This is a genomic window from Bacillus sp. FSL K6-1218 (genome assembly GCF_038006445.1).
GTDB lineage: Bacteria > Bacillota > Bacilli > Bacillales > Bacillaceae_G > Bacillus_A > Bacillus_A thuringiensis_S.
Map to the genome: position 1 here is coordinate 71,196 of NZ_JBBOVE010000001.1, position 11,305 is coordinate 82,500.

Sequence of the window (11,305 nt, forward strand, 5' to 3'; positions counted from 1 at the left end):
TACACAAATATAGATTAAATAAGATAAGTGGTGAGAATATGATTTTTGTATTGGATGTAGGGAACACAAATGCTGTACTAGGCGTGTTTGAAGAGGGGGAACTTCGTCAGCATTGGCGCATGGAAACAGATCGTCATAAGACAGAAGATGAATATGGAATGCTTGTAAAACAGTTACTTGATCATGAGGGTCTCTCGTTTGAAGATGTGAAAGGTATTATTGTGTCTTCAGTCGTACCACCAATTATGTTCGCTTTAGAACGTATGTGTGAAAAATATTTTAAAATTAAACCGCTTGTAGTAGGACCTGGAATAAAAACGGGGCTAAATATTAAATATGAAAATCCACGTGAAGTAGGCGCAGATCGAATTGTAAATGCAGTAGCAGGAATCCAATTGTATGGAAGTCCACTTATTATTGTTGATTTTGGTACGGCTACTACATATTGTTATATTAGTGAAGAAAAGCATTATATGGGTGGAGTTATTACGCCAGGAATTATGATTTCAGCAGAGGCTTTATATAGTAGGGCGGCAAAACTTCCTCGTATTGAAATTACAAAACCGAGCAGTGTTGTTGGGAAGAATACAGTAAGTGCGATGCAATCAGGTATTCTTTATGGTTATGTAGGACAAGTGGAAGGTATTGTTAAGCGTATGAAAGAGGAAGCTAAACAAGAACCGAAAGTTATTGCAACAGGTGGATTGGCGAAATTAATTTCAGAAGAATCGAATGTAATTGATATTGTAGATCCATTTTTAACGTTAAAAGGCTTGTATATGTTATATGAGCGTAATGCAAATTTACAGCAGGAGAAAGGTGAATAAATAAGTATGAAAGATTATTTAGTAAAAGCGTTAGCGTTTGATGGAGAAGTACGTGCGTATAGTGTACGTACAACAAATACAGTAAGTGAGGCACAAAGACGTCATGATACATGGAGGACAGCTTCGGCGGCACTTGGTCGTTCTTTAACTGCAGGTACAATGATGGGTGCGATGTTAAAAGGTGATCAAAAGTTAACGATTAAGGTAGAAGGTAATGGTCCGATTGGCCCTATCTTAGTGGATGCTCATGCAAATGGAGATGTACGTGGCTACGTAACGAATCCACATGTTGATTTTGAAGGAACGGAACAAGGAAAATTACGTGTATATCAAGCGGTAGGTACAGAAGGTTTTGTAACAGTAATTAAAGATATTGGTATGCGTGAGCCGTTTATCGGTCAATCCCCAATCGTTTCGGGAGAACTAGGGGAAGATTTCACGTATTATTTCGCAGTTTCTGAGCAGACGCCTTCTTCTGTTGGTGTCGGTGTCCTTGTAAATGGAGATGACAGCGTATTAGCGGCGGGTGGATTTATCCTTCAAATTATGCCGGGCGCACAGGAAGAAACAATTTCATTCATTGAAGATCGTTTGCAAAAAATCCCGCCTGTATCAACATTGATCGAACAAGGTCTTTCTCCAGAAGAGCTACTATATGCAGTCCTTGGAGAAGATAAAGTAAAAGTATTAGAAACAATGGATGTTCAATTTAATTGTACGTGCTCACGTGAACGTATTGAGAGTGTGTTAATTAGTTTAGGTAAAACAGAGTTAGAGCAAATTCGTGAAGAAGAAGAAGAAACAGAAGTTCATTGTCATTTCTGTAATGAACGATACAAGTTCTCTAAAGAAGATATTACAAATTTAATTGAGAATTTGTAATAAGGGGATTAACCCTCCGAATAGATTGACAAACAGGGAATTTTCTGACAAAATCTAAATATAGATAAAACCAATAAAAATACTCGGTGTTAGGAGTGACAGGAATGCGAGTGGCACAATCAGTTTCAGAATTAATCGGGAAAACGCCGATCGTTAAGTTGAACCGCATCGTAGAATCAGACAGCGCAGATATATACTTAAAACTAGAATTTATGAATCCAGGGAGTAGCGTTAAAGATCGTATTGCACTAGCTATGATTGAAGATGCTGAAAAAAAGGGATTGTTAAAAGAGGGCGATACAATCATTGAGCCAACAAGTGGTAACACAGGGATTGGTTTAGCGATGGTAGCGGCTGCTAAAGGATATAATGCAATTTTAGTAATGCCAGAAACAATGAGTATTGAGCGTCGTAATTTATTACGTGCTTACGGTGCTGAATTAGTATTGACTCCAGGTCCTGAAGGGATGGGTGGAGCAATTCGTAAAGCGACTGAATTAGCGAAAGAGCATGGCTACTTTATACCACAACAGTTCAAAAACCAATCGAATCCAGAAATTCACCGTTTAACAACAGGTCCAGAAATTATTGAACAAATGGGCGACCAATTAGATGCGTTTATTGCAGGTATTGGTACAGGTGGAACAATTACTGGTGCTGGTGAAGTGCTGAAGGAAGCATATGAAGGTATTAAAATTTATGCAGTAGAACCTGCGGATTCACCAGTATTATCTGGTGGGAAACCAGGTCCACATAAAATCCAAGGAATTGGGGCGGGATTTGTTCCAGAGACATTGGATGTAGAAGTATATGATGAAATTATTCAAGTGAAAACAGAGCAAGCATTTGAATATGCGAGAAGAGTGGCTAAAGAAGAAGGTATTTTAGTTGGTATCTCTTCAGGAGCAGTTATTTATGCAGCAACAGAAGTTGCGAAAAAGTTAGGTAAAGGGAAAAAGGTACTCGTTATTATTCCAAGTAACGGTGAACGTTATTTAAGTACACCGCTTTATCAATTTGAATCATAATTAAATGCGATTGAAAAAGCATCCTTGAAAAAGGATGCTTTTTCTTTTTGGATTGGAAATAGGAAAAGAGTGAATGACTAGAAAACTTCATGTAAAATAAGAGGTAGTATAATTAAATTATTTTCACTAGCCTTCGAGTATAATCAATCTCTATATAAATAACTTATGTAGTTTGAGGTGGTTCATCTAAGAGGGTGGGATAAAAGAAGACGGGGTGTTGATATGCAACGAAGAAAATCTTTAGCGCTTTCTATTCCATATCAGTTAGATTTCTTTAAGCAATATAAATTTCTTTCTCAGGATAAGCCGCAACATATTTTGCTGGAAAGTGGACGTGGCGGTCGTTATAACATAGTGGGTTTAAACCCGGTAGCGGTAATCCAAGGAAAGGGTGAAAAGTTACATATAAGTGAAAGTGGTAAGGAAACAATAAAAAAAGGGAATCCATTAGATTTAATGCAAGAATATATGGAGCAATGGAAAACAGACTACAATCCAGAGTACCCGCCTTTTCAAGGTGGTGCAATGGGCTACTTTAGTTATGATTGTATCCGTTATATCGAAAAACTCCCTTCTCTTGCAGAGGATGATCTGAATATACCCGATATATACTTTTTATTATTTGACGATGTGTTCGTCTATGATCAAAAAGAAAAAGTATTGTGGATTATTACACATTATGTAGATAAGCATGCAGAAGCGGAAGAACGTTTAAATGAATGGAAGGATCTTTGGACGGCAGAAGTGCCTGAAGTGACTATGCCGTTTGAACGTCCTAAAAAGAAAAATGAAGCGGTTGCCTTTACAGAAGCGGGCTTTATGAAGGCTGTTGAACGTATTCAAGAGTATATTGGAAATGGTGATGTGTTTCAAGTAAACTTGTCGACAAGACAGGAAAGAACTTTACAAACGCATCCACTAGAAATTTATACAAGTCTTCGTAAAATTAATCCATCTCCATATATGGGTTACTTAGAGCTTGGGGATTTTCAAATTGTTAGTGCTTCGCCTGAATTGCTAATTAAAAAACAAGGGCAAGAAGTAAGTACACGACCAATTGCAGGTACAAGATCCCGCGGTGCAAATGAACAAGAGGATCAAGACTTAGCAAGGGAATTAATTGAGAACGAAAAGGAACGAGCAGAGCATGTGATGCTTGTAGATTTAGAGCGAAATGATTTAGGACGCGTTTGTAAATATGGCACTGTAGAAGTCGATGAATTTATGGTAATTGAAAAGTACTCACATGTTATGCATATCGTTTCCAATGTGCGTGGTGAGGTGGAAGAAGATAAGGATGCTTTCGATTTAGTGAAAGCTGTATTTCCTGGTGGAACAATTACTGGTGCACCGAAAATACGTACGATGGAGATTATAGAAGAATTAGAGCCTGTTCGCCGAGGGATTTATACAGGTTCAATTGGTTGGATTGGTTATTCTGGAGATACGGAATTAAATATTGTCATTAGAACGCTTCTTGCGAAAGATGGGCAAGCACATGTGCAAGCTGGAGCGGGAATTGTAATTGATTCAAATCCGAAAAATGAATATAAAGAGTCGTTAAAAAAGGCAATTGCTTTATGGCGTGCAAAAGAAAGTAGCGAAGAAACGGTTAGGTGAGAGAAATGATATTAATGATTGATAATTATGATTCTTTTACATTTAATTTAGTACAGTTTCTTGGAGAACTTGGACAAGAGCTTGTTGTTAAGCGTAATGATGAAGTGAGTATTGCAGATATTGAGAATATGAAACCAGATTTCTTAATGATTTCGCCAGGTCCATGTAGTCCTAATGAAGCGGGGATTAGTATGGAAGTTATCAAATACTTTGCTGGGGAGATTCCGATTTTTGGAGTTTGTCTTGGGCATCAATCGATTGCACAAGTATTTGGTGGAGAAGTTGTTCGTGCAGAGCGATTAATGCATGGGAAAACATCGCTTATGCATCATGATGAGAAAACAATTTTCTTAGATATTCCTAATCCATTTACTGCAACGCGTTATCATTCCCTGATTGTTAAGAAAGAGTCATTGCCAGATTGTTTAGAGGTAACATCTTGGACAGAGGAAGGGGAAATTATGGCGATTCGTCATAAGACACTGCCGATAGAGGGTGTGCAATTCCACCCAGAATCTATTATGACTTCTCATGGGAAAGAGTTACTACAGAACTTCATTCGTAAATATAGTCCAAGTGTGACATCATGTTAATTTACGTAAATGGCGAGTATGTAGAAGCGAGTGAAGCGAAAATCTCCCCTTATGACCATGGTTATTTATATGGGCTGGGAGTTTTTGAGACATTTCGTATTTATAATGGTCATCCTTTTTTGTTAGATGATCATTATAACCGTTTAATAGATGCGCTAGATATATTGCAAATTAAATGGACAATGACAAAAGATGACGTGATGCTTATTTTGAAAAATCTACTCGCTAAGAATGAATTGGAACATGCGTATGTACGTTTTAATGTATCAGCAGGTGTAGATGAAATAGGATTACAAACGGAAATGTATGAAGACCCTTCGGTTATTGTTTTTATAAAACCTTTAACAGCTCCAGAAGATGTAGTAGAAAAAGAAGGGGTTATTTTAAAACAAGTGCGAAATACACCAGAAGGAGCATTTCGTCTGAAGTCTCATCATTATCTAAATAACATTTTAGGGAAGCGTGAAATTGGAAATGTAGTGAGCAAGGAAGGTATTTTCCTTACTGAAGCAGGTTATGTTGCAGAGGGTATTGTTTCGAATCTCTTTTTTGTGAAAGGTGATGTTTTATATACACCTTCGTTAAAAACAGGGATTTTAAATGGTATCACTCGTGCGTTTATTATAAAAAGTGCTGAAGAATTGAATATAGAAGTAAAGGAAGGTTTCTTTACAAAAGATGAATTACTTTCAGCAGATGAAGTCTTTGTAACAAACTCAATTCAAGAAATTGTTCCGCTTTATCGTATAGAAGCGCAGGATTTCCCGGGGAAAGTGGGAGTGGTTACAAAAAGTTTAATGTACCTTTATGGAATGCAGAGAGAGAAATTATGGAGCAGAAATGAATTACGAAGAGGAGATGTGTAGTTTGAAGTGGGATTATGATTTACGCTGCGGCGAATATACATTGAATTTAAATGAAAAGACATTAATTATGGGAATTTTAAATGTAACACCAGATTCGTTTTCTGATGGTGGGAGTTACAACGAGGTAGATGCTGCGGTACGTCACGCAAAAGAAATGCAAGGTGAAGGTGCTCATATTATTGATATTGGTGGCGAATCTACTCGCCCGGGTTTTGCTAAAGTATCAGTAGAAGAAGAAATAAAGCGAGTTGTCCCGATGATTCAAGCGGTTTCAAAAGAAGTAAAATTGCCTATATCTATCGATACATATAAAGCTGAAGTTGCAAAGCAAGCAATTGAGGCTGGTGCTCATATTATTAATGATATTTGGGGAGCAAAGGCGGAGCCAAAAATTGCTGAAGTCGCAGCTCGTTATGATGTACCTATCATTTTAATGCATAACCGCGATAATATGAATTATCGTAATTTAATGGCGGATATGATTGCTGATTTGTATGATAGTATCAAAATTGCTAAAAATGCTGGTGTGCGAGATGAGAATATTATTTTAGATCCAGGTATCGGTTTTGCTAAAACACCTGAGCAAAACTTAGAGGTGATGCGTAATTTAGAACAGTTAAATGTGCTAGGTTATCCGGTTCTCTTAGGTACTTCGAGAAAGTCCTTTATTGGGCACGTATTAGATTTGCCAGTAGAGGAACGCCTTGAGGGGACTGGAGCTACTGTTTGTCTTGGTATTGAAAAGGGTTGTGAGTTTGTTCGTGTCCATGATGTGAAAGAAATGGCGCGTATGGCTAAAATGATGGATGCAATGATTGGTAAGGGGGTAAAGTAATTGGATAAAATTTATATCCATGATATGGAGTTTTACGGTTATCATGGTGTGTTCCCGGAGGAAAATAAATTAGGTCAGAGATTTAAAGTTGACTTAACGGTGGAGTTGGATTTAAAGCGTGCAGGGGAAAGTGATGAATTAGAGCATTCGGTCAATTATGGAGAGCTTTTCGAATTATGTAGAAAAGTTGTTGAGGATAGAAAGTATAAGCTTGTGGAGAGTATCGCTGAAAATATTGCTGCAGATATATTAAAACAATATGAAAGTATTTCACGATGTACAATTAAGGTAATTAAGCCGGATCCACCGATACCAGGTCATTATCGTGCTGTAGCAGTAGAAATTACGAGAGAACGTCCATGAATAATGTAGCATACATTGCATTAGGGTCAAATATTGGAGAGCGTTATACGTATCTAACCGAAGCGATTCAGTTCTTAAATAAAAATCCTTATATTCAGGTTGATGATATTTCATCTGTATATGAAACTGAGCCAGTTGGCTATACTGACCAAAGTTGCTTTTTAAATTTAGTTATAAAAATTTCTACCAATTTATCACCACAAGAATTATTGAAAGTAACACAAAAAGTAGAAAATGACCTAGGAAGAAAAAGGGAAATTAGGTGGGGGCCGAGGACTATCGACCTTGACATTTTACTTTATAATCAAGAGAATATTGAAGCAGAGAATCTTATTGTTCCGCATCCGCGGATGTTTGAAAGAGCTTTTGTTATCGTTCCGTTGTTAGAGATTAATCAAGACATAAAACAAAACATTTCACGTTCACAAGTAGAAGAAATGAAAAGGCGAGAGGGAGTAACGGTATGGAAGCAGAAAAATGGGGAAGACGCATTCGTGCTTTTCGAAAGCTAAAAGGCTACACGCAAGAAGGTTTTGCTAAAGAATTAGGGGTATCTGTATCTGTTTTAGGTGAAGTTGAGAGAGGGAATCGATCACCTTCTCAAGATTTTGTAGTAGAAGTTGCTAAGGCATTAAATGTTTCGATAGATGAATTAATGCCAAAGTGACTGTGCAGGAAGGAGTAGGTTGATTGTTAAAGATTGCAAATATTGAGATGAAAAATCCGGTTGTATTAGCACCGATGGCGGGAGTGTGTAATTCTGCATTCCGTTTAACAGTGAAAGAATTTGGTGCAGGTCTAGTTTGTGCTGAAATGGTAAGTGATAAGGCGATATTACTTAATAACAAAAGAACATTAGATATGTTATATATCGATGAAAGAGAAAAACCATTAAGTTTACAAATTTTCGGTGGAGAGAAAGAAACTCTTGTAGATGCTGCGAAATACGTAGATAAATATACGACAGCAGATATTATTGATATCAATATGGGTTGCCCAGTACCGAAAATCGTAAAATGTGATGCGGGGGCAAGATGGCTTTTAGATCCAAATAAAATATATGAAATGGTAGCAGCAGTTGTAGATGCCGTTGAAAAGCCGGTTACAGTTAAAATGCGTATCGGTTGGGATGAAGAACATATTTTCGCAATAGAAAATGCTAGAGCTATTGAGCGTGCTGGTGGACAAGCTGTGGCGGTTCACGGTCGTACGCGAGTGCAAATGTATGAAGGTAAAGCGGATTGGGATATCATTAAACAAGTAAAGCAAGCTGTGAATATCCCAGTTATCGGAAATGGTGATGTCGAAACACCGCAAGATGCGAAGCGTATGCTTGATGAGATTGGTGTAGATGGTGTTATGATTGGCCGTGCGGCTCTTGGGGATCCATGGATGATTTATCGTACAGTAAAGTATTTAGAGACAGGTGAGTTAATGCCGGAACCAACAGTACGTGAGAAAATTGATGTATGTATGTTGCATCTAGATCGTCTTATCGATTTAAAGAACGAAAATGTTGCTGTAAGAGAGATGAGAAAGCATGCGGCTTGGTATTTAAAAGGTGTTCGTGGTAATGCGAGTGTGCGTAGTGGTATCAATACTTGCAACACACGTGAAGACCTTGCGAATGTATTAGGTGCATTTGTAGAAGAGGTAGAAGCGAAACAACAAACAATTTACGTTGGTTAATAAGGGGGACGGAGAAGATTGACATTCTTCTACACACTTCCTATAATTACGTGAAAGAAAGAAGAACTGCCAGTTAGTTGCTGGCAGTTTTTCTAGTTGAGTAGAAAATGCTATACTGTATATATTGTAAAAATTAATAGAGCTGGAGTGATATCAATATCATGGATAACATGAACCACGAAGAATTAAACGACCAATTGCTTGTTCGTCGTGAAAAGCTACATAATTTACGTGAGCAAGGAATCGATCCGTTCGGTAAACGATTTGAACGCACAAATTCAACGACCGACTTAGTAAGTTTATATGGAGAATTCTCTAAAGAAGAATTAGAAGAGAAAGAAATCACTGTTGCTATCGCTGGTCGTATTATGACAAAACGCGGTAAAGGAAAAGCTGGATTCGCGCACATTCAAGATTTACACGGACAAGTTCAAATTTACGTTCGTAAAGATACTGTTGGAGATGAAGAGTACGAGTTATTTACGACAGCAGATTTAGGTGACTTAGTAGGTATTGAAGGTAAAGTGTTCAAAACAAACGTTGGAGAACTTTCAGTAAAAGCAACAGGATTTACGCTTTTAACGAAATCTCTTCGTCCGTTACCGGATAAATACCATGGATTAAAAGATGTTGAACAACGATACCGTCAACGTTACTTAGATTTAATTACAAGTATGGAAAGTCGTGAAACATTTGTTACTCGTAGTAAAATCATTCGTGAAATGAGAAGATATTTAGATGACAACGGTTATCTTGAAGTAGAAACGCCTATGATGCACGCGATTGCAGGTGGAGCATCTGCTCGTCCTTTCACTACGCATCATAATGCGTTAGATATGGAATTATATATGCGTATCGCAATTGAACTTCATTTAAAACGTCTTATTGTGGGCGGATTAGAAAAAGTTTATGAGATTGGCCGTGTATTCCGTAATGAGGGTGTATCAACTCGTCATAACCCTGAGTTTACGATGATTGAATTATATGAAGCGTACGCTGATTATAATGATATTATGAAACTAACAGAAAATATGGTTGCTCATATTGCGAAAAAAGTATTGGGTACAACAACAATCCAATATGGTGATTATGAAATTAATCTAGAACCAGAATGGACACGTCTTCATATGGTAGATGCAATTAAGCAACACTCTGGAGCGGATTTCTGGAATCCAATGAGTGTAGAAGAAGCACGTGAGCTTGCGAAAGAACATAATGTAGAAATTAAGGATACAATGGAAGTTGGTCATATTATTAATGAGTTCTTCGAGCAAAAAGTAGAAGATAAATTAATCCAACCAACATTTATTTACGGTCATCCGGTAGAAATTTCGCCACTTGCGAAAAAGAATGACCAAGATCCACGATTCACAGATCGTTTCGAATTATTTATCGTTGCACGTGAACATGCAAATGCATTTACTGAGTTAAATGATCCGATCGATCAAAAAGAACGTTTTGAAGCGCAATTAAAAGAGCGCGAACAAGGTAATGACGAAGCACATATGATGGATGACGATTATATTGAAGCTCTTGAGTACGGTATGCCTCCTACGGGTGGATTAGGAATTGGTATTGATCGTCTAGTTATGTTATTAACAAATGCACCATCTATTCGTGATGTATTATTATTCCCTGCTATGCGCCATAAACAAGATTAAGCTTTGGAGATTTCTCCAAAGTTTTTTTTATTTGAGTATGAGTTGCGTGAGTATAATAGATCTTGATGGTGCGAGAAATTATACTTATATAGAAGAAATGTGCTGTTTTTATACTTTTTTACTAAGTTAAAAATTTTATTAGAAAAACTATTGCATTTTAATAATCAAACTGGTATATTTATATTCGTTGCCACGAAAGGTAACAAGCAAAACAAACGAAAAACAACTTATTGAAAAAAGTTGTTGACGAGAATATAACGAAATGTTATATTGATAAAGTCGCTTCTGAGCGACCAAGTAGTTCTTTGAAAACTGAACGAAACAAACAACGTGAAACGTCAATTTTTATTTTTAGATGCTAGACAAACTAACTTTATTGGAGAGTTTGATCCTGGCTCAGGATGAACGCTGGCGGCGTGCCTAATACATGCAAGTCGAGCGAATGGATTAAGAGCTTGCTCTTATGAAGTTAGCGGCGGACGGGTGAGTAACACGTGGGTAACCTGCCCATAAGACTGGGATAACTCCGGGAAACCGGGGCTAATACCGGATAACATTTTGAACTGCATGGTTCGAAATTGAAAGGCGGCTTCGGCTGTCACTTATGGATGGACCCGCGTCGCATTAGCTAGTTGGTGAGGTAACGGCTCACCAAGGCAACGATGCGTAGCCGACCTGAGAGGGTGATCGGCCACACTGGGACTGAGACACGGCCCAGACTCCTACGGGAGGCAGCAGTAGGGAATCTTCCGCAATGGACGAAAGTCTGACGGAGCAACGCCGCGTGAGTGATGAAGGCTTTCGGGTCGTAAAACTCTGTTGTTAGGGAAGAACAAGTGCTAGTTGAATAAGCTGGCACCTTGACGGTACCTAACCAGAAAGCCACGGCTAACTACGTGCCAGCAGCCGCGGTAATACGTAGGTGGCAAGCGTTATCCGGA

The 11,305-nt window shown here is 38.0% G+C and carries 12 protein-coding genes and 1 rRNA gene (1 of these 13 running past the window's edge); all 13 read left to right on the forward strand.

Translation table 11 applies throughout. The features are described 5' to 3' along the window. Positions 1 to 38: 38 nt before the first annotated feature. Positions 39 to 827 carry a type III pantothenate kinase gene (locus MHI26_RS00375; protein ID WP_061666995.1) on the forward strand — a complete coding sequence of 263 codons (789 nt, stop codon included), beginning with the start codon at positions 39 to 41 and terminating at the stop codon, positions 825 to 827. A 6-nt stretch (positions 828 to 833) separates the two neighbouring features. After that, complete coding sequence (gene hslO, locus MHI26_RS00380) at positions 834 to 1,709, forward strand: redox-regulated molecular chaperone HslO (protein WP_000656367.1); 876 nt, start codon at positions 834 to 836, stop codon at positions 1,707 to 1,709. Between the two features lie 104 nt (positions 1,710 to 1,813). Further along, complete coding sequence (cysK, locus tag MHI26_RS00385) at positions 1,814 to 2,737, forward strand: cysteine synthase A (RefSeq protein WP_001261711.1); 924 nt, start codon at positions 1,814 to 1,816, stop codon at positions 2,735 to 2,737. A 222-nt stretch (positions 2,738 to 2,959) separates the two neighbouring features. Continuing rightward, the gene (gene trpE / locus MHI26_RS00390) at positions 2,960 to 4,357 is read left to right on the forward strand and encodes an anthranilate synthase component I (protein WP_061666996.1); all 1,398 of its coding nucleotides are present in this window, start codon (positions 2,960 to 2,962) and stop codon (positions 4,355 to 4,357) included. Positions 4,358 to 4,362: 5 nt separating this feature from the next. Then, complete coding sequence (gene pabA / locus MHI26_RS00395) at positions 4,363 to 4,950, forward strand: aminodeoxychorismate/anthranilate synthase component II (protein ID WP_000602283.1); 588 nt, start codon at positions 4,363 to 4,365, stop codon at positions 4,948 to 4,950. After that, complete coding sequence (gene pabC, locus MHI26_RS00400; RefSeq protein ID WP_000909862.1) at positions 4,944 to 5,816, forward strand: aminodeoxychorismate lyase; 873 nt, start codon at positions 4,944 to 4,946, stop codon at positions 5,814 to 5,816. The genes pabA and pabC overlap by 7 nt, the downstream gene beginning before the upstream one ends. After that, positions 5,791 to 6,651, forward strand: coding sequence for a dihydropteroate synthase (gene folP / locus MHI26_RS00405; protein ID WP_042972332.1), 861 nt, complete (start codon positions 5,791 to 5,793; stop codon positions 6,649 to 6,651). The genes pabC and folP overlap by 26 nt, the downstream gene beginning before the upstream one ends. Next, positions 6,652 to 7,014 carry a dihydroneopterin aldolase gene (gene folB / locus MHI26_RS00410; protein ID WP_000358066.1) on the forward strand — a complete coding sequence of 121 codons (363 nt, stop codon included), beginning with the start codon at positions 6,652 to 6,654 and terminating at the stop codon, positions 7,012 to 7,014. Continuing rightward, positions 7,011 to 7,526: a 2-amino-4-hydroxy-6-hydroxymethyldihydropteridine diphosphokinase gene (folK, locus tag MHI26_RS00415; protein ID WP_001066691.1), complete on the forward strand. Its 516-nt coding sequence runs from the start codon at positions 7,011 to 7,013 to the stop codon at positions 7,524 to 7,526. The genes folB and folK overlap by 4 nt, the downstream gene beginning before the upstream one ends. Continuing rightward, positions 7,478 to 7,681, forward strand: coding sequence for a helix-turn-helix domain-containing protein (locus tag MHI26_RS00420; protein WP_000387030.1), 204 nt, complete (start codon positions 7,478 to 7,480; stop codon positions 7,679 to 7,681). The genes folK and MHI26_RS00420 overlap by 49 nt, the downstream gene beginning before the upstream one ends. A 23-nt stretch (positions 7,682 to 7,704) precedes the next feature. Further along, entirely contained in the window at positions 7,705 to 8,703 is a 999-nt protein-coding gene (gene dusB / locus MHI26_RS00425; protein ID WP_000912243.1) for a tRNA dihydrouridine synthase DusB, read from the forward strand. Between the two features lie 161 nt (positions 8,704 to 8,864). Next, positions 8,865 to 10,364, forward strand: coding sequence for a lysine--tRNA ligase (lysS, locus tag MHI26_RS00430; protein ID WP_000369679.1), 1,500 nt, complete (start codon positions 8,865 to 8,867; stop codon positions 10,362 to 10,364). A gap of 373 nt (positions 10,365 to 10,737) precedes the next feature. Then, a 16S ribosomal RNA gene (locus tag MHI26_RS00435) occupies positions 10,738 to 11,305 on the forward strand (it continues 984 nt past the right edge of the window).

What these genes read in the sequence shown, in the direction of transcription:
- MHI26_RS00375 (WP_061666995.1), top strand. Translation starts at nt 39, where the DNA reads ATGATTTTTGTATTGGATGTAGGGAACACAAATGCTGTACTAGGCGTG.
- hslO (WP_000656367.1), top strand. Translation starts at nt 834, where the DNA reads ATGAAAGATTATTTAGTAAAAGCGTTAGCGTTTGATGGAGAAGTACGT.
- cysK (WP_001261711.1), top strand. Translation starts at nt 1,814, where the DNA reads ATGCGAGTGGCACAATCAGTTTCAGAATTAATCGGGAAAACGCCGATC.
- trpE (WP_061666996.1), top strand. Translation starts at nt 2,960, where the DNA reads ATGCAACGAAGAAAATCTTTAGCGCTTTCTATTCCATATCAGTTAGAT.
- pabA (WP_000602283.1), top strand. Translation starts at nt 4,363, where the DNA reads ATGATATTAATGATTGATAATTATGATTCTTTTACATTTAATTTAGTA.
- pabC (WP_000909862.1), top strand. Translation starts at nt 4,944, where the DNA reads ATGTTAATTTACGTAAATGGCGAGTATGTAGAAGCGAGTGAAGCGAAA.
- folP (WP_042972332.1), top strand. Translation starts at nt 5,791, where the DNA reads ATGAATTACGAAGAGGAGATGTGTAGTTTGAAGTGGGATTATGATTTA.
- folK (WP_001066691.1), top strand. Translation starts at nt 7,011, where the DNA reads ATGAATAATGTAGCATACATTGCATTAGGGTCAAATATTGGAGAGCGT.
- MHI26_RS00420 (WP_000387030.1), top strand. Translation starts at nt 7,478, where the DNA reads ATGGAAGCAGAAAAATGGGGAAGACGCATTCGTGCTTTTCGAAAGCTA.
- lysS (WP_000369679.1), top strand. Translation starts at nt 8,865, where the DNA reads ATGGATAACATGAACCACGAAGAATTAAACGACCAATTGCTTGTTCGT.